Source organism: Mesorhizobium sp. ISC11, from assembly GCF_037162595.1.
GTDB lineage: Bacteria > Pseudomonadota > Alphaproteobacteria > Rhizobiales > Rhizobiaceae > Mesorhizobium > Mesorhizobium ciceri.
Genome location: NZ_JAVSPW010000001.1, coordinates 1,279,255 through 1,296,165, shown reverse-complemented (window position 1 = coordinate 1,296,165; position 16,911 = coordinate 1,279,255). Strand labels below are relative to the sequence as shown.

Sequence of the window (16,911 nt, the reverse complement as noted above, 5' to 3'; positions counted from 1 at the left end):
AAGCCAGCCCGGACTACCGTTTAATGCAGCCAGGATCCGGCGCATGAGCGGCCGACAAGGATTGGCCAAGTCTCACATGCAGAGCACCCAAACGCTGCCGGCAGGGCCGGCAGCGCCGATTTTCCAAAGCTCAGGTCGTCCCGGCATTCTTCGGCTTGGTCGAACCGATCATTTTCCAGTTCTTGTAGAACATGGAATTGATGCGCTCGACGCTCACCGAGACGATGGCCAGCATACCCGCGATGAGGCGGGGAACCGGGGATGGCCTGATAATGTCCATGAACACGCAGTAGCGGCGGCCGTCATACTCGTTGACCGAGCGATGCAGTAGCGTGTCGTCGAAGATGAACAGCGGATTGTCGTACCAGTAATTCTTGACGTTGCCGCACTCGACGAAAATCTCCGACTTCACCGGGATCAGATTGTAGAGAATGCGCAAGCTGAGCCGCAGCGGGCCGAAATGCCAGGACGTCGATTCGCGCTTGCTGAAGACGGAAACGGCGATGGTCTTGATGTATTTGAAATCCTTGTTGAACTCGGCGACGTTGTCGATCCTGTGCTTGCCGTACCACTGGTAGACATACATGCCGCGCCGGCCGGCGCCGAAATTGGCATCGATATCGGCGATAATCTCATCCTTGCGCGCCTTGAAGATATCCAGGACCTCGTTGACCTCGCGCTGATAGTCGGCGGGAAACTGATCCAGCTTCCACACGCCAGGATTTCTGTAGCACAGGAGGTCGACCAGCAGGTTGAACGGCGAAAGCAGCCAGGTGAACAGGCCGTTGCCGAGAAAATAGCCTGAGAACAGCGACAGATCCTTGCGGTCGTTGCGCAGCACGTCGATCAGGCCGCAGACGATGAAGATCGTCGTCAGGATGGGGATGAAATAGAAGCCAAGGGCGAGAAGCGGGATGGCAATGGCGAATTTGCGAAGGGATTTGCGAAGATTTTTTGTCATTTTTCCACGCGCCAAGCGCGATCCTGTTGCGAATGAGGTGCCCAAATCAAGGCAATGGCCACCGCCCGGTCGTGCGCCTTGATAAGGTTTTTTGGGTTACCACACAACGGCCCTGCTACCGCGGCCGGCTGGCTGCCTGCTGGATCTGGTCAATAGCCTCACGCAACCCGGCTATTCCCGCTCTTTGCGCAGCTTTGCCCAATAATCGAGCCGCTTCCTGATATCGCGCTCGAAGCCGCGCTCGGGCGGATCATAGAAGGTCTGGCGACCCATCTTCTCCGGAAAATAATCCTGCCCCGAAAAGGCATCCGGCTCGTCATGGTCGTAGCGGTAGCCCGCGCCGTAATCCTCCTCTTTCATCAGCTTGGTCGGCGCGTTGAGGATGTGCTTGGGCGGCAGCAGCGAGCCGTGTTCCTTGGCGGCCCGCGTGGCGGCCTTGAAAGCGTTGTAGACGGCGTTGGATTTGGGCGCGGTGGCGAGATAGACGGTGGCCTCGGCAAAGGCGAGTTCGCCTTCGGGCGAGCCGAGATAGTCGTAGGCATCCTTGGCGGCATTGGCGACGACAAGCGCCTGCGGGTCGGCAAGGCCGATGTCTTCCATGGCCATGCGCACCAGCCGGCGGCCTAGATAGAGCGGATCCTCGCCGGCATCGAACATGCGTGCGAGATAGTAGAGAGCCGCGTCAGGATCTGAACCGCGTACCGATTTGTGCAGCGCCGAGATCAGATTGTAATGGCCGTCCTGGCCCTTGTCGTAGATCGGCGCGCGGCGCTGGACGATGCGCTGCAGACCCTCGGGATCGAAGACCTCGCCGGGCTTGGCTGCTCGCCAGACTTCCTCCGCCAGGGTAAGAGAGGCGCGGCCGTCGCCATCGCTCATGCGGATGAGCATGGCCCGCGCCTCGTCGTCGAGCGGCAGCGCCCTGCCCTCGGTCTCCTCCGCCCGCGCCATCAGCTTGGAGATGCTCTCCTCGCCAAGCGAATGGAAGACCAGAACGCGCGCGCGTGACAACAAAGCGGCATTCAGTTCGAAGGACGGGTTTTCGGTCGTAGCGCCAACCAGCACGACTGTCCCGTCCTCCATGACCGGGAGGAAACTGTCCTGCTGCGCACGGTTGAAGCGATGGATCTCGTCGACGAACAACAAGGTCTGGCGGCCATTGGCACGGCGCAATTTGGCTGATTCGAACACCTTTTTCAGGTCGGCGACGCCGGAAAAGACAGCCGATATCTGCTCGAAGGCGAGACTCGTTTCACCGGCGAGCAACCGCGCCACGGTGGTCTTGCCGGTGCCGGGCGGCCCCCAGAAAATCATCGAGCCGAGCGAGCCGGAACCGATCAACCGGGTCAGCGCGCCGTCAGGCCCGGTCAGATGCTCCTGGCCGACGACCTCGCCAAGGTTCCTCGGCCGCAACCTGTCGGCCAGCGGCCGCCCAGGCGGCTTCTTTTCCGGTTCATCGACGCTGAACAGATCGGCCATGCACTTCTTTTTCGTTGGAGCATGAGCCCGAATGCACGGAACCCAGCCCTAATAACGCAACACCTGACGCAGTATCTGCCCGCCGCGCTCGACCGTAAAGCGCCACCAGCGCGTATCCGTCTTGGCCGCCAGCTCCAGGGTCGCTGCGGTATCGATGGTGGTGCCGTTCACCTCGCGCACGATGTCGCCCGGCTGGAAGCCGAAATCGGCGGCCGGTGAATCGCGGTTGATGTCGACCACGGTGACGCCCTTGATGTCCGTGCGCAGGCCAAGCCGCTGCGCGAGCCGGGGCGACAGCTCCGCGACCTTGGCGCCCGAAAAGGGGCTGCGGCCATGCAGCGTCACCTCGGCAGCCTTCATGCCTTCCGGAGCACGCTCCAGCGCGATATCCATCGCCGCCTGCTGGCCCTTGGTCAGAACCGCGAAATTGGCGGTGGTGCCGATCGACAGCGTCGCCATCCGGTAGTCCAGCGCTTCGATGCTCTCGACCGGCTTGCCGTTGAGCTGCAGCACCACGTCGCCAGGCTTGAGCCCTGCCTTGGCGGCCGGTCCGGTCGCCTCGACCGACGAGACCAGCGCACCGGTCGGCTTCTCCATGCCGAGCGATTCTGCGATCTGCGGCGTCACCGCTTCGAACTCGGCGCCGATATAGGGCCGTTCGAAGAAGTCGAGCCCGGCCTTGGCCGCGTCGGCAAAGGCGCGAACCATGTTCGAGGGAATGGCGAAGCCGATGCCGATCGAACCACCGCTGCGGCTGTAGATGGCCGTGTTGATGCCGACCAGCTGGCCGCCCATGTTGATCAGCGCGCCGCCGGAATTGCCGGGATTGATGGCGGCGTCGGTCTGGATGAAGAAGCTGGAATCGGAGACGCCGATATGGCTGCGGGCCAGTGCCGAGACGATACCGCTGGTGGTGGTCTGGCCGACGCCGAAGGGGTTGCCTATGGCCAGCAGCAGGTCGCCGACCTCGAGCGCGTCGGAATCGCCGATGGCAATGACCGGAAACGGCTTGTCCGAGGTGATCTTGAGCACGGCAAGGTCGAGAGTCTCGTCCTTGAGCAGCACCTTGCTGTCGAACTCACGCCCATCAGCGGTCGCCACCTTGACCCGGTCGGCATCCTTGATGACGTGGTAATTGGTGACCACGACGCCAGTCGGATCGACCAGCACGCCGGAGCCCAGCGAAGACTGCGCACGCGGCTGCGAGCGGCCGAAGAATTCCTCGAAGAACGGATCGCCGTCGAAAGGCGATGTCACCTTGGCGGTCTGCGAGGCATAGACATTGACCACCGCCGGCGCCGTCTGCTTGACCAGCGGCGCAAACGACAGCTGCACCTCCTCGCGACCGAACGGCACGCGCTTGTCGGGACCGGACGTCGCGTTCTCGCCCTCGACGCCATGCAGCAGGTCGGTCAGCACATCTGACAGGCCGGGATCGGTCTTGGTCTCCTCGGCCAATGCCTGCCTGACCACCGGTGCGGCCGCAAACGCCATGATGGCGAAAAGCAGAACAAAGGGCAGTCTTCTGGCGCGCATTCGCGAATCCTCCAAGGCAAGTTCGGGGGCATTGTCCCGACGATTGTGCAAAATGAAAGGCTAAGCCGCTGAAATCCGACTATTTTGGGCCAAAACCCCAGGGGCATGCCCGGAAATCGGATTCCGGCGCGGTTTGCTGCTTTCAGAAAACAAAAAGGGGCCCGCAGGCCCCTTTGAACTCATTTGGGAAAACCGAGCCTTATGCGGCTGCGGCGTCCGCGTCAGCGCTTTCGGCCTCGATGCGAGCGCGGTCGCCGGCGCCCTTGGCCGAGACGTCGCGATCGACGAACTCGATGACAGCCATGGCGGCGTTGTCACCGTGACGGAAGCCCGCCTTCATGATGCGCAGATAGCCGCCATTGCGGTTGGCGTAGCGCGGCGCGATGGTGTCGAACAGACGCTTGACGACGCCTTCATTGCCGATCTGGGCAATGACCTGGCGGCGGGCGTGCAGGTCGCCACGCTTGCCGAGCGTCACCAGCTTCTCGACGATCGGACGCAGGTCCTTCGCCTTCGGCAAGGTTGTGACGATCTGCTCGTGCTCGAGCAGCGACACGGCGAGGTTGGCGAACATCGACTTGCGATGGCTAATGCTTCGGGCGAAGCGGCGGCCTTTGAAACCGTGGCGCATGGCTCTTTTCCTTCTTCAGTTGTTCAAGAGGCCGCGGCCTCTGATGGTTTTCCGCATGACCGTCGGATCGAGCGGCCCACGCCGCCGATCCTTGGAATTCATGCTCAATATTGGTCTTCGTAACGCTTAGCGAGGTCTTCGATGTTTTCCGGCGGCCAGTCCGGCACTTCCATGCCGAGGTGCAGGCCCATCGCCGCCAGGACTTCCTTGATCTCGTTCAGCGACTTGCGGCCGAAGTTCGGGGTGCGCAGCATCTCGGCCTCGGTCTTCTGGATCAGGTCGCCGATATAGACGATGTTGTCGTTCTTCAGGCAGTTGGCCGAACGCACCGAAAGCTCGAGTTCGTCGACCTTCTTGAGCAGCGCCGGGTTGAAGGCGAGCTCGGTGACGGCCTCGGCGGCGACTTCCTTCTGCGGCTCGTCGAAGTTGACGAACAGGCCGAGCTGGTCCTGCAGGATGCGGGCGGCGAAAGCCACTGCGTCCTCGCCGGTGATCGAACCGTCGGTCTCGATCGTCATGGTCAGCTTGTCATAGTCGAGAACCTGGCCCTCGCGGGTGTTCTCGACCTTGTAGGAGACCTTCTTGACCGGCGAATAAAGGCTGTCGACCGGGATGAGGCCGATCGGCGCGTCTTCGGCGCGGTTGCGGTCGGCCGGCACGTAACCCTTGCCGGTGTCGACGGTGAATTCCATGCGGATTTCAGCGCCTTCGTCCAGCGTGCAGATGACGTGGTCGGGGTTGAGGATCTCGACGTCGCCAACCGTCTGGATGTCGCCGGCAAGAACCGCACCCGGTCCCTGCTTGCGAACGACCATGCGCTTGGGACCATCGCCTTCCATGCGGATGGCGATTTCCTTGATATTCAAGACGATGTCGGTCACGTCCTCGCGCACACCGGCGATGGACGAGAATTCATGTAGAACGCCGTCGATCTGCACGGCGGTAACAGCCGCACCGCGCAGCGAAGACAGAAGCACGCGGCGCAGCGCGTTGCCCAGCGTCAGGCCAAAGCCACGCTCGAGAGGCTCGGCGACCAGCGTGGTCAGCGTCTTCTTCTTCGACGAGAACTCGATCTTGTTCGGCTTGATCAGTTCCTGCCAATTTTTCTGGATCATGATGCTTTCCTTCCGTTGACCCGCCACCATCCAATCGTGGCGGGCGACCTGGAATGCCACGGAGGAGCGCCCAAGGGCGCTCGCGCGGCGTTCGGTAAATGCTTAGACGCGACGCTTCTTGCGCGGGCGGCAGCCATTGTGCGGGATCGGCGTCACATCACGGATCGAGGTGATGGTGAAGCCGGCCGCCTGCAGGGCGCGCAGTGCCGATTCACGACCGGAGCCGGGTCCGCAGACCTCGACTTCGAGCATGCGCATGCCGTGTTCCTGGGCCTTCTTGGCAACATCCTCGGCAGCCATCTGGGCAGCGAACGGGGTCGACTTGCGCGAACCCTTGAAGCCCTGGGCACCGGCCGACGACCAGGCAATCGAATTGCCCTGTGCATCGGTGATGGTGATCATCGTGTTGTTGAAGGTCGAATTGACGTGGGCAACGCCCGACGAGATATTCTTGCGTTCGCGACGGCGAACACGAGCGGCTTCCTTGGCCATGATAGTCCTTTCAGTTGATCTCTACACCGCCGTAATGCCAGCGGCTCCACCTTCGTAAGGGAGTAGGGGAATAGGGCAGTAAGGGAGTAGGGAAAAATGCGACCCGACTGGCGGGCATTCCCTACTGCCTTACTCCCCTACTCCCTTATTCCCCTAAAAAAATTACTTCTTCTTGCCGGCGATCGACTTGGCCGGGCCCTTGCGGGTGCGCGCATTGGTATGCGTGCGCTGGCCGCGGACCGGCAGCGAGCGGCGGTGACGCAGGCCGCGGTAGCAGCCGAGGTCCATGAGCCGCTTGATGTTCATCGAGACTTCGCGGCGCAGGTCGCCTTCAACCTGGTAATCGCGGTCGATGGTCTCGCGGATCTGCAGCACTTCCGCGTCGGTCAGCTGGTTGACGCGGCGCTCGGCCGGGATGCCGACCTTGTCGACGATCTCCTGGGCGAACCGCTTGCCAATGCCGTGAATGTACTGAAGCGCAATGACAACGCGCTTGTTGGTCGGAATGTTGACGCCGGCTATACGAGCCATGTTCTTCCCTTCTCCATGTGGGCCGGCCAATCCTCAAAAACAAGGTAGGCTCGGCGCTGTCTTAAGTTGCCCCGCGTCCGGTGGAGGCCGGCCCATGCGGGAGTTTCCAGTTCAATGCGGCTGCCTTGCCCTTGCGGACAAGCAAAGCTCATGCCTGATAGGAAGACGGGCCGCCATACCGCAGCGAACCGCCTCCGTCAAGTGCAATCGTTAATTTCCCCGCACCGCGTCCTTGAGCACCGCTTCGATCTGTTCCGTCACGGCGTCGATATCGGCCATGCCGTCGACACTGCGGAGCTTGCCCTTGGCATAGTAGTAGCCAATCAGCGGCGACGTCTTCTTGTAGTATTCCCTCAAGCGCTCTTCGAACACGGTCGGATTGTCGTCCTTGCGAACGGGAAGGCCGGCGGCCTGCGCCTCGTCGGCGCGTTTGACGATCCGGCCAACCAGGGCCTTGTCGTCGACCACGAGTTCAATGACGGCGTCGAGCCCCTGGGAGCGATCCGACAGCATCTGCTCGACCGCATCCGCCTGCACCAGGGTCCGCGGATAGCCGTCGAGGATGAACCCCTTGGCGCAGTCGGGCTGATCGATACGCTCAGCGACGATCGCGTTGACGATCGCGTCGGACACCAGTTCACCGGCATCCATCACCGCCTTGGCGCGCTTGCCAACCTCGGTGCCTGCCTGGACGGCAGCACGCAGCATGTCGCCCGTCGAGAGCTGGGGTATGCCGTGTTTTTCTACCAGTCTTTGTGCTTGCGTCCCCTTGCCCGCTCCTGGCGGCCCAAGCAATATCAACCTCATCTGGCTTTCTTCCCCCCGCGCAGCTTCGACTTCTTGATCAGGCCTTCATACTGGTGCGCGATCAGGTGACCCTGAATCTGCGCAACCGTATCGAGCGTGACACTGACCACGATCAGAAGCGATGTGCCACCAAGGTAGAATGGTACGCCAGTCGCCGAGATCAGGAACTCCGGCAGCAGGCACACCAGCACCAGATAGATGGCGCCGACGACGGTGATGCGGGTGAGAACGTAATCGATATAATCGGCGGTGCGCTCGCCCGGACGATAGCCCGGGATGAAGCCCGAATGCTTCTTGAGCTGGTCGGCGGTGTCCTTCGGGTTGAAGACAATCGCGGTGTAGAAGAAGGCGAAGAACACGATCATCGCCGCATAAAACAGCATGTAGAGCGGCTGGCCGTGGCCGAGCGAGGCGAGCACGGTGCTTGCCCACGCCGGCAGGTTCGTCGTCTGCGAGAAGCCGGCGACGGTGGCCGGCAGCAAAAGCAGCGACGAGGCAAAGATCGGCGGAATGACGCCCGACGTGTTGAGCTTCAGCGGCAGGTGCGAGGTATCGCCCTGGAACATCCGGTTGCCGACCTGGCGCTTCGGATACTGGATCAGCAAACGGCGCTGGGCGCGCTCGAAGAACACGATGAGCGCAATGACGACGATAGCCAGCACGATGATCGCCAGGATCAGGCCGGTCGACAGCGCGCCGGTGCGGCCAAGCTCCAGCGTGCCGGAGATGGCGTGCGGCAGGCCGGCGACGATGCCGGAGAAGATGATCAGCGAAATACCGTTGCCGATGCCGCGGGCGGTGATCTGCTCGCCCAGCCACATCAGGAACATGGTGCCGCCGACCAGCGTGACGACGGTCGAGATGCGGAAGAACATGCCGGGGTCACTGACGATGCCGTTGCCGCCTTCCAGCCCGACAGAAATGCCATAGGCCTGGACCAGCGCAAGCAGCACGGTGCCGTAGCGCGTGTACTGGTTGATGACCTTGCGGCCCTGTTCGCCTTCCTTCTTCAGCGCTTCCAATGACGGGATGACCGAGGTCATCAGCTGCATGATGATGGAGGCGGAGATGTAAGGCATGATGCCGAGCGCAAAGATCGCCATGCGCTGCACGGCGCCGCCGGCGAACATGTTGAACATGCCGAGCACGCCCTTGCTCTGCGAAGAGAAGGCCTGGGCGAAGGCGTCGGGATTGATACCGGGAAGCGGGATGTAGGTGCCGAGGCGATAAACCAGCAGCGCGCCGATCGTGAACCAGATGCGCTTCTTCAAATCCTCCGCCTTGGCGAAGGCCGAGAAATTCAGATTCGAGGCTAATTGTTCAGCAGCCGAAGCCATGCCTGATTCTCCGCTTGGTAACGCTTGATGGCCCTGAGGTCAGGCGGCGCGTTTCACCGAAGCTCACGAGATAAGCTCCGGGCTCTAAACATGCAAGCGGCCGCGTTGACGCGGCCGCCTCGTTGAGCAGATCAAAGCGAAATCGTGAGCAAAAACGGATCCCACTCCTGCCGATCGCGCTTCAAATTGCCGTTACTCGGCAGCTGCCTTTTCCTGCGGCAGCTTGACCGAACCGCCGGCCTTTTCGATCTTCTCGATCGCGGCCTTGGAGGCGCCGGCGACGTCAAAGGCGAGCTTCGCCTTGATCTCGCCATCCGAGAGGATGCGCACACCGTCCTTGACGCGGCGGATGACGCCGGCGGCAACCAGCGATTCAGCCGTCACGGTTGCCTTGGCGTCGAGCTTCTTGGCGTCGATGGCCACCTGGATGCGGGCCAGCGACACGACGGTGAAGCTCTTGGCGAAGATGTTGTTGAAGCCACGCTTCGGCAGGCGCCGGTAGAGCGGCATCTGGCCACCCTCGAAGCCGTTGATGGCGACGCCGGAGCGCGCCTTCTGGCCCTTGACGCCGCGACCGCCGGTCTTGCCGGAGCCGGAGCCGATACCACGGCCGAGACGCTTCTTGGAGTGCGTCGCGCCGTCCTTGTCACGCAGATCGTTGAGTTTCATCTGACTTCTCCTGCGCTCTGGCTCAGCCCTCGTCCACGACGCGGACGAGATGCTGGACGGCAGCGATCATGCCGCGCACGGAGGGCGTATCTTCCAGCGTGCGCTGCTTGTGCATCTTGTTGAGGCCGAGGCCGACCAGCGTCGCGCGCTGTTCCTTCGGACGGCGGATCGGCGAACCGATCTGCTCAACGGTGATGGTCTTGGTTGCTTTCTTGGCCATGGTCAAAATCCCTGGTCAGATCGACTATTCTTCAGCCGCAACGGCGGTGCCGCGGCGGGCCTGAAGGGTCGAATACTTGATGCCGCGAGCAGCAGCCACATCCTTGGGATGCATCTGGCTCTTCAGCGCGTCGAAGGTGGCGCGAACCATGTTGTAGGGGTTCGACGAACCCATCGACTTGGCGACCACGTCATGCATGCCGAGCGTCTCGAAGACAGCGCGCATCGGGCCACCGGCGATGATGCCGGTACCTTGCTTGGCGGCGCGCAGCAGCACGCGTCCAGCACCCCAGCGTCCTTCGACGTCGTGATGCAGCGTACGGCCCGAGCGCAGCGGCACGAAAATCATGTCGCGCTTAGCCGATTCAGTTGCCTTGCGGATAGCTTCCGGCACTTCGCGCGCCTTGCCGTGACCAAAGCCGACGCGGCCCTTCTGGTCGCCGACGACGACGAGTGCGGCAAAACCGAAGCGACGGCCGCCCTTGACGACCTTGGCGACGCGGTTGATGTGGACGAGCTTGTCCACCATGCCGTCATCGCGTTCTTCACGATCGCGGCCGCGGCCGCCATCCCTACGTTCCTGTGCCATATCCTGTTCCTTGTTTTTTTCCGGAAGCACGGTTGCTGATAAGATCCGGTGCCTCGCCCCGAATAAATCGGGAAACGGTCACCGGGGGCGAAATCATTTCCTTCGCATAATCTTTATCCGAAAAGTCTGCAACTTTTCGGGACTATGCTTAGAAGCTCAAGCCACCTTCGCGGGCAGCCTCGGCGAGCGCCTTGACGCGGCCGTGATAGATGTAGGCGCCGCGGTCGAAGACGACTTCCTTGACGCCGGCCTTGGTGGCGCGCTCGGCGATCAGCTTGCCGATCGCGGTGGCGGCAGCGGTGTCGGCGCCGGTCTTGAGCGAACCCTTGAAGTCCTTCTCGAGCGTCGAAGCGGCGGCGATGGTGTGGCCCTTGGCGTCGTCGATGACCTGCACATAGATGTTCTTCGACGTGCGGTGGACCGACAGACGCGGACGCTCGCCGGCGACCTTCTTGATCTGACGACGGACGCGCTGCGCGCGGCGCTGCGTGGATTCCTTGGTACCCATGATGGTCTTCCTTGCCTTCAAAAAACGGGGGCCGCCATATGCGGTAGGCGAAAGCGCCTCCCGCGACCGCTCCCCGCGGCGTTACACTCTTGGCTTGGCCCTTTCCGAAAAGTCTTCAACTTCTCGAGGCCAGGCCTACTACTTCTTCTTGCCTTCCTTGCGGACGATCTTCTCGCCGGCGTAGCGGACGCCCTTGCCCTTGTAAGGCTCGGGACCACGATACTCGCGGATCTCGGCCGCAACCTGGCCGACCTGCTGCTTGTCGATGCCGGCCACAGTGATTTCAGTCGGCTTCGGCACGGTGATGGTGATGCCCTGCGGCGTCTCATAGACGACGTCATGGCTGAAGCCAAGCGCCAGCTGCAGGTTCTTGCCCTGAAGTGCCGCGCGATAGCCGACGCCGGTGATCTCGAGCTTCTTCTCGAAACCGTCCTTGACGCCCTGCAGGATGTTGACGATCTGCGTGCGCGACATGCCCCACTTGGAGCGGGCGGTCTTGGTCTGGTCGCGCGGCTGGACAGCGATCTCGCTGCCTTCCATCTTGACCAGCACTTCGTCGTTCACCACGAACTTCAGCTCACCCTTGGGGCCCTTCGCCGTCACGGTCTGGCCGTTGACGGTCGCGGTCACGCCCTGCGGCAGCGAAACGGGTTTCTTTCCAATACGAGACATTTTGTTGTCCTCGTCACTTCTCTTGTTTCAGGTCTCTGTCTTCGGGAACGATCCGAAGACCGGATTCCACTTTGCGGTCAACTGCCAGATCAGAAGATCTGGCAGAGGATCTCACCGCCGACGTTCTGTTCACGTGCTTCATGGTCGGCCATCACGCCCTTCGGTGTCGAAAGGATGGCGATGCCGAGGCCGTTTGCGACCTGCGGAATCGACTTGGCCGAAACATAGACGCGGCGGCCTGGCTTCGAAACGCGGGCGATTTCGCGCACGACCGGCGCGCCGTCGAAATACTTCAGCTCGATCTCGATTTCGGACTTGCCGTTGTCGAAGTCGGTCTGGCTGTAATCGCGGATATAGCCTTCAGCCTTCAGCACGTCGAGGACGCGGGTGCGCAGACGCGAAGCCGGCGTCGAAACGCTCGACTTCTTGCGGCCATACGCGTTGCGGATGCGGGTCAGCATATCGCCGAGAGGATCGCTCAATGACATGTTATGTCCTCCTTACCAGCTCGACTTGACCAGGCCCGGGATCTGGCCGTTATTGCCGAGATCACGAAGCGCGATGCGCGATACTTTGAGCTTGCGATAGTAGGCGCGCGGACGGCCGGTGACTTCGCAGCGGTTGCGGATGCGGATCTTGGCCGAGTTGCGCGGCATGGCGGCAAGCTTGAGCTGAGCGCGGAAACGCTCTTCCATCGGCTTGGACTGATCCATGATGATCGCCTTGAGCGCAGCCCGCTTGGGACCGTACTGGTCGGCAAGCTTGCGGCGCCTGTTGTTCTTCTCGACTGAGCTGGTCTTTGCCATTTCAGATTTTTCCTTTTCTCGCTGCCGTTACTGGCGGAAGGGGAAGTTGAAGGCCTTGAGCAATGCCCTGGCTTCGTCGTCCGTCTTCGCAGTCGTACAAACGATGACGTCCATGCCCCAGATCTGATCAACCTTGTCGTAGTTGATCTCCGGGAACACGATGTGTTCCTTGATGCCCATGGCGTAGTTGCCACGGCCATCGAAGCTCTTCGGATTCAGTCCGCGAAAGTCGCGGACGCGCGGCAGTGCGATGTTCACGAGACGGTCAAGGAACTCATACATGCGTTCCTTGCGCAACGTGACCTTGGCGCCGATCGGCATCTTCTCGCGGACCTTGAAGCCGGCGATCGAGTTGCGGGCGCGGGTGACGACGGCCTTCTGGCCGGCAATCATCGCCAGGTCTTCGGCCGCGATCGAAGGCTTCTTCGAATCGGCGGTCGCTTCGCCGACGCCCATGTTCAGCACGATCTTGTCGATGCGCGGAACCTGCATCTCGTTGTCGTAGCCGAACTGTTCCTGCAGCGCCTTGCGGATGGTCTCGTTGTAGACCTGCTTGAGGCGCGGCGTGTTCTGAGCCTTGGACTGTTTGCTTTCAGCCTTGGGCTTCGTGGTTTGAGCCTTAGCCATTGATGACTTCTCCCGAGCGCTTGGCGACGCGCACCTTCTTGCCGTCCTTCTGGAAGATGAAGCCGACGCGGGTCGGCTTGCCATCCTTGGGGTCGGCCAGCGCGATGTTCGACAGCTGGATCGGCGCTTCCTTGGTGATGATCCCGCCCTCTTGGGACTGGGACTGCTTCTGGTGACGGCGGATCATGTTGACGCCGCGCACCAGCGCGGTGTCTTCCTTCGGCTGTACCGAGAGGACTTCGCCCGAACGGCCCTTGTCCTTGCCGGCCAGCACGACGACCTTGTCGCCTTTTCTAATCTTTTGCATTGGTCCGGCTCCTTACAGCACTTCAGGCGCGAGCGAGATGATCTTCATGTGGTTCTTGGCGCGGAGTTCGCGCGGAACCGGTCCGAAGATACGCGTGCCGATCGGCTCTTTCTTGTTGTCGACGAGAACGGCCGCGTTCTTGTCGAAACGGATCACGCTGCCGTCCGGGCGGCGGATGTCCTTGGCCGTGCGAACCACGACCGCCTTCATCACATCGCCCTTCTTCACGCGGCCGCGCGGAATGGCTTCCTTGATCGACACCACGATGATGTCGCCCACGGAAGCGTATTTCCGCTTCGAGCCGCCCAGCACCTTGATGCACATGACACGACGGGCGCCGGAATTATCCGCGACGTCGAGGTTTGTTTGCATCTGAATCATGACTGGCCGCCTTCTTCTCTTCTAACGGGATGGGCTCAAAGCCCCTCCCCGGTCTGTCCAAAATTCGTTGTTTACGCCCGAGGTCAGGCTTGGTCCGAAGACACGACGATCCAGCGCTTGTCCTTGGAAATCGGCTTCGATTCCTGGATGAACACCTGATCGCCAACCTTGTGGGCGTTGTTCTCGTCGTGCGCCTTGTACTTCTTGGTCATGCGCACGGTCTTCTTCATCACGGGATGCGTGAAGCGCCGTTCGACCTTGACGACAACCGTCTTCTCGTTCTTGTCGCTGACGACGGTGCCCTGCAGAATGCGCTTTGGCATGGTTTTCGTCCTTAAGCCTTCTTAGCCGCGGACTTTTCCGCAGCGATGGTCTTGATACGCGCAATGTCCTTACGAACCTGTCTCACGCGCGCGGTCTTCTCGAGCTGGCCGGTGGCCTTCTGGAAGCGCAGGTTGAACTGCTCCTTCTTCAGGCTGGCCAGGTCGTCGGTCAGCTGGTCCTGGGTCTTGGTCCGGATGTCTTCGGCTTTCATGATCAGCCCGTCCTTATTCTGCGATGCGCTGCACGAAGCGCGTCTTGACCGAGAGCTTGGCCGCGCCGAGACGCAGTGCCTCACGGGCGGTTTCTTCATTGACGCCGTCGATCTCGAACATGATGCGGCCTGGCTTGACGCGCGCCGCCCAATAATCGACCGCGCCCTTGCCCTTACCCATGCGGACTTCGGTCGGCTTCGAAGTGACCGGCACGTCCGGGAAAATACGGATCCAGACGCGACCAGCGCGCTTCATTTCACGGGTGATCGCGCGGCGGGCCGCCTCGATCTCACGTGCGGTGACGCGGTTCGGCTCAAGCGCCTTCAGCCCGAAACCACCGAAATCCAGGTTGGTGCCGCCCTTTGCGGTACCATGGATACGGCCCTTGAACTGCTTGCGGAACTTTGTGCGCTTTGGCTGCAGCATCGTTCTAACTCCAAATTCCTAAATGTCTCAGGCGTTTTCGCGACGACGACCGCGTTCGCGATCACCACCACCGCCATGCGCTGCATCGCTTTCGCTGGCCCGACGCTCCGAAGCCATCGGGTCATGCTCAAGGATCTCGCCCTTGAACACCCAGACCTTGACGCCGCAGATGCCATAAGCCGTGTGCGCTTCGGCCGTACCGTAGTCGACGTCCGCACGCAGCGTATGCAGCGGCACGCGGCCTTCGCGATACCATTCCATGCGCGCGATCTCGGCGCCGCCGAGGCGGCCGGCGCAGTTGATGCGGATGCCCTCGGCACCGAGGCGCATCGCCGACTGAACGGCACGCTTCATGGCGCGGCGGAACGCGATACGACGCTCGAGCTGCTGGGCGATCGACTGGGCGACCAGGGTCGCGTCGATCTCCGGCTTGCGCACTTCAACGATGTTGAGGTGCGTCTCGGACTTCGTCATCTCCATCAGCTTCTTGCGAAGCTTCTCGATGTCGGCGCCCTTCTTGCCGATGATCAGACCCGGGCGCGCGGCATGGATGGTGACGCGGCACTTCTTGTGCGGACGCTCGATCACGACCTTCGAGATGGCAGCCTGCTTGAGCTCCTTCTCGAGATACTTGCGGATCTTGATGTCCTCATGCAGCAGCTTGCCGTACTCGCCGGTGTTCGCGAACCAGCGCGAATCCCAGGTGCGGTTGATGCCGAGGCGAAGACCGATCGGATTGACTTTCTGGCCCATTATGCGGCCTCCCCTTTTTCTTCGACTTCACGAACGACGATCGTGAGGTGCGAGAACGGCTTCTCGATACGGCTGGCGCGACCGCGGCCACGGGCATGGAACCGCTTCATGACGATCGACTTGCCGACATAGGCTTCCGCCACGATCAGTGCATCGACATCCAGGTCGTGGTTGTTTTCCGCGTTGGCGATTGCCGATTCCAGCGTCTTCTTGACCGTGCCGGAAATCCGCTTGGCCGAGAATTCGAGATCGGAAAGCGCTGTCGCGACCTTCTTGCCGCGGATCAGCGCGGCAACGAGGTTCAGCTTCTGCGGGCTGATACGGATCGTGCGCAATACGGCGCGCGCTTCGTTATCAGCAAGCCTGCGCGGAGCTTTGGCCTTGCCCATGATTATTTCCTCTTCGCCTTCTTATCCGCGCCGTGACCGTAATAGGTCCGGGTCGGAGCGAATTCACCGAACTTGTGACCGACCATGTCCTCGTTCACCGAGACGGGAACATGCTTCTGGCCGTTGTAGACACCGAAGGTGAAGCCGACGAACTGCGGCAGGATGGTGGAGCGACGGCTCCACATCTTGATCACCTCATTGCGACCACCTTCACGAACCTTGTCCACCTTCTTGAGAAGGTAGCCGTCAATGAAGGGGCCTTTCCAAATCGAACGAGTCACTTGGCGTTACCTCTTCTTAGCTCTTGCGCTGATGGCGCGAGCGCAGGATGAACTTGTCGGTCGCCTTGTTGGACCGCGTCTTCTTGCCCTTGGTCGGCTTGCCCCAGGGCGAAACCGGATGGCGGCCACCCGATGTGCGGCCTTCGCCGCCGCCGTGCGGATGGTCGACCGGGTTCATGGTCACGCCGCGATTGTGCGGGCGCTTGCCACGCCAGACCGTGCGACCGGCCTTGCCGTCATTGATGTTGCCGTGGTCCGGATTGGACACGGCGCCAACAGTGGCCATGCAGGAGCCGTGAACGACACGCTGCTCGCCCGAATTGAGGCGCAGGATCGCCATGCCCTGGTCACGACCGACCAACTGACCGTAACCACCTGCCGAACGGGCGACCTGAGCGCCCTTGCCCGGCTTCAGCTCGATGTTGTGGACGATGGTGCCGACCGGCATCGAAGCCAGCGGCATCGCATTGCCCGGCTTCACGTCGACCGATTCACCGGACACGATCTTGTCGCCGGGAGCCAGACGCTGCGGAGCGATGATGTAGGACAGCTCGCCATCGTCATACTTGATCAGCGCGATGAAGGCGGTGCGGTTCGGATCGTACTCAATGCGCTCGACCGTGCCGACGACGTCGAACTTGCGGCGCTTGAAGTCGATGATGCGGTACGAACGCTTGTGACCACCGCCGATGAAGCGGGCGGTGATGCGACCGTGATTGTTGCGGCCGCCCGACTTGGTCAGGCCTTCGGTCAGACCCTTGACGGGCTTGCCCTTGTAGAGGCCCGAGCGGTCGACGATGACCAGCTGACGGGTGCTGGGCGTTACCGGGTTGAATTTTTTCAGTGCCATTGTTCTGTC

Annotated in this window: 26 protein-coding genes; all 26 read right to left on the bottom strand. The window is 61.6% G+C overall.

Going from position 1 to position 16,911, the window contains the following annotated elements; genetic code table 11:
* Positions 1-130: 130 nt before the first annotated feature.
* The 26 genes from RPF88_RS06580 to rplB all read right to left on the bottom strand — a co-directional run bounded on the left by RPF88_RS06580 (position 131) and on the right by rplB (position 16,902).
* Complete coding sequence (locus tag RPF88_RS06580) at positions 131-961, bottom strand: aspartyl/asparaginyl beta-hydroxylase domain-containing protein (RefSeq protein ID WP_164753799.1); 831 nt, start codon at positions 959-961, stop codon at positions 131-133.
* 171 nt (positions 962-1,132) lie between these two features.
* Positions 1,133-2,440 (bottom strand): replication-associated recombination protein A, encoded by a 1,308-nt coding sequence (locus tag RPF88_RS06575; protein WP_013531441.1) that lies wholly within the window; start codon positions 2,438-2,440, stop codon positions 1,133-1,135.
* Positions 2,441-2,488: 48 nt separating this feature from the next.
* Positions 2,489-3,976, bottom strand: coding sequence for a DegQ family serine endoprotease (locus tag RPF88_RS06570; RefSeq protein WP_013531440.1), 1,488 nt, complete (start codon positions 3,974-3,976; stop codon positions 2,489-2,491).
* 199 nt (positions 3,977-4,175) lie between these two features.
* A complete protein-coding gene (rplQ, locus tag RPF88_RS06565) occupies positions 4,176-4,607 on the bottom strand; it encodes a 50S ribosomal protein L17 (protein WP_013531439.1) in 432 nt (143 codons plus the stop codon).
* Between the two features lie 104 nt (positions 4,608-4,711).
* Positions 4,712-5,722 carry a DNA-directed RNA polymerase subunit alpha gene (locus RPF88_RS06560; protein ID WP_013531438.1) on the bottom strand — a complete coding sequence of 337 codons (1,011 nt, stop codon included), beginning with the start codon at positions 5,720-5,722 and terminating at the stop codon, positions 4,712-4,714.
* A gap of 102 nt (positions 5,723-5,824) precedes the next feature.
* Positions 5,825-6,214, bottom strand: coding sequence for a 30S ribosomal protein S11 (gene rpsK, locus RPF88_RS06555; protein ID WP_006205444.1), 390 nt, complete (start codon positions 6,212-6,214; stop codon positions 5,825-5,827).
* A 162-nt stretch (positions 6,215-6,376) separates the two neighbouring features.
* The gene (gene rpsM, locus RPF88_RS06550) at positions 6,377-6,745 is read right to left on the bottom strand and encodes a 30S ribosomal protein S13 (protein WP_013531437.1); all 369 of its coding nucleotides are present in this window, start codon (positions 6,743-6,745) and stop codon (positions 6,377-6,379) included.
* A 210-nt stretch (positions 6,746-6,955) separates the two neighbouring features.
* Positions 6,956-7,552 (bottom strand): adenylate kinase, encoded by a 597-nt coding sequence (locus tag RPF88_RS06545; RefSeq protein WP_013531436.1) that lies wholly within the window; start codon positions 7,550-7,552, stop codon positions 6,956-6,958.
* Positions 7,549-8,889, bottom strand: a complete 1,341-nt coding sequence (gene secY / locus RPF88_RS06540) for a preprotein translocase subunit SecY (RefSeq protein WP_013531435.1) — start codon at positions 8,887-8,889, stop codon at positions 7,549-7,551. Before secY ends, RPF88_RS06545 begins: the two co-directional genes overlap by 4 nt.
* Before the next feature lie 192 nt (positions 8,890-9,081).
* A complete protein-coding gene (gene rplO, locus RPF88_RS06535; protein WP_013531434.1) occupies positions 9,082-9,558 on the bottom strand; it encodes a 50S ribosomal protein L15 in 477 nt (158 codons plus the stop codon).
* 22 nt (positions 9,559-9,580) lie between these two features.
* Positions 9,581-9,778 (bottom strand): 50S ribosomal protein L30, encoded by a 198-nt coding sequence (gene rpmD, locus RPF88_RS06530; RefSeq protein WP_006205449.1) that lies wholly within the window; start codon positions 9,776-9,778, stop codon positions 9,581-9,583.
* 24 nt (positions 9,779-9,802) lie between these two features.
* Positions 9,803-10,366, bottom strand: a complete 564-nt coding sequence (rpsE, locus tag RPF88_RS06525) for a 30S ribosomal protein S5 (RefSeq protein ID WP_006333394.1) — start codon at positions 10,364-10,366, stop codon at positions 9,803-9,805.
* Between the two features lie 148 nt (positions 10,367-10,514).
* The gene (gene rplR, locus RPF88_RS06520; RefSeq protein WP_013531433.1) at positions 10,515-10,874 is read right to left on the bottom strand and encodes a 50S ribosomal protein L18; all 360 of its coding nucleotides are present in this window, start codon (positions 10,872-10,874) and stop codon (positions 10,515-10,517) included.
* Positions 10,875-11,012: 138 nt separating this feature from the next.
* A complete protein-coding gene (gene rplF / locus RPF88_RS06515; protein ID WP_013531432.1) occupies positions 11,013-11,546 on the bottom strand; it encodes a 50S ribosomal protein L6 in 534 nt (177 codons plus the stop codon).
* An 89-nt stretch (positions 11,547-11,635) separates the two neighbouring features.
* The gene (rpsH, locus tag RPF88_RS06510; RefSeq protein WP_013531431.1) at positions 11,636-12,034 is read right to left on the bottom strand and encodes a 30S ribosomal protein S8; all 399 of its coding nucleotides are present in this window, start codon (positions 12,032-12,034) and stop codon (positions 11,636-11,638) included.
* Positions 12,035-12,046: 12 nt separating this feature from the next.
* Positions 12,047-12,352 (bottom strand): 30S ribosomal protein S14, encoded by a 306-nt coding sequence (rpsN, locus tag RPF88_RS06505; RefSeq protein WP_013895695.1) that lies wholly within the window; start codon positions 12,350-12,352, stop codon positions 12,047-12,049.
* Positions 12,353-12,379: 27 nt separating this feature from the next.
* Positions 12,380-12,979 carry a 50S ribosomal protein L5 gene (gene rplE / locus RPF88_RS06500; protein WP_013531429.1) on the bottom strand — a complete coding sequence of 200 codons (600 nt, stop codon included), beginning with the start codon at positions 12,977-12,979 and terminating at the stop codon, positions 12,380-12,382.
* Positions 12,972-13,286 (bottom strand): 50S ribosomal protein L24, encoded by a 315-nt coding sequence (gene rplX / locus RPF88_RS06495; protein WP_013531428.1) that lies wholly within the window; start codon positions 13,284-13,286, stop codon positions 12,972-12,974. Before rplX ends, rplE begins: the two co-directional genes overlap by 8 nt.
* A 12-nt stretch (positions 13,287-13,298) precedes the next feature.
* Positions 13,299-13,667, bottom strand: a complete 369-nt coding sequence (gene rplN, locus RPF88_RS06490; RefSeq protein ID WP_006205457.1) for a 50S ribosomal protein L14 — start codon at positions 13,665-13,667, stop codon at positions 13,299-13,301.
* Between the two features lie 83 nt (positions 13,668-13,750).
* On the bottom strand, positions 13,751-13,990 hold the full coding sequence (rpsQ, locus tag RPF88_RS06485) for a 30S ribosomal protein S17 (protein ID WP_010909280.1): 240 nt from the start codon (positions 13,988-13,990) through the stop codon (positions 13,751-13,753).
* Positions 13,991-14,001: 11 nt separating this feature from the next.
* Positions 14,002-14,202: a 50S ribosomal protein L29 gene (gene rpmC / locus RPF88_RS06480; RefSeq protein ID WP_006205459.1), complete on the bottom strand. Its 201-nt coding sequence runs from the start codon at positions 14,200-14,202 to the stop codon at positions 14,002-14,004.
* Between the two features lie 13 nt (positions 14,203-14,215).
* The gene (rplP, locus tag RPF88_RS06475) at positions 14,216-14,629 is read right to left on the bottom strand and encodes a 50S ribosomal protein L16 (RefSeq protein ID WP_013531427.1); all 414 of its coding nucleotides are present in this window, start codon (positions 14,627-14,629) and stop codon (positions 14,216-14,218) included.
* Positions 14,630-14,656: 27 nt separating this feature from the next.
* Positions 14,657-15,382 carry a 30S ribosomal protein S3 gene (rpsC, locus tag RPF88_RS06470; RefSeq protein ID WP_013531426.1) on the bottom strand — a complete coding sequence of 242 codons (726 nt, stop codon included), beginning with the start codon at positions 15,380-15,382 and terminating at the stop codon, positions 14,657-14,659.
* Positions 15,382-15,771 carry a 50S ribosomal protein L22 gene (gene rplV / locus RPF88_RS06465; protein WP_006205462.1) on the bottom strand — a complete coding sequence of 130 codons (390 nt, stop codon included), beginning with the start codon at positions 15,769-15,771 and terminating at the stop codon, positions 15,382-15,384. The genes rpsC and rplV overlap by 1 nt, the downstream gene beginning before the upstream one ends.
* A 2-nt stretch (positions 15,772-15,773) precedes the next feature.
* Complete coding sequence (gene rpsS, locus RPF88_RS06460) at positions 15,774-16,052, bottom strand: 30S ribosomal protein S19 (protein WP_006205463.1); 279 nt, start codon at positions 16,050-16,052, stop codon at positions 15,774-15,776.
* 16 nt (positions 16,053-16,068) lie between these two features.
* Entirely contained in the window at positions 16,069-16,902 is an 834-nt protein-coding gene (gene rplB / locus RPF88_RS06455) for a 50S ribosomal protein L2 (protein WP_024505067.1), read from the bottom strand.
* Positions 16,903-16,911 lie beyond the last annotated feature (9 nt).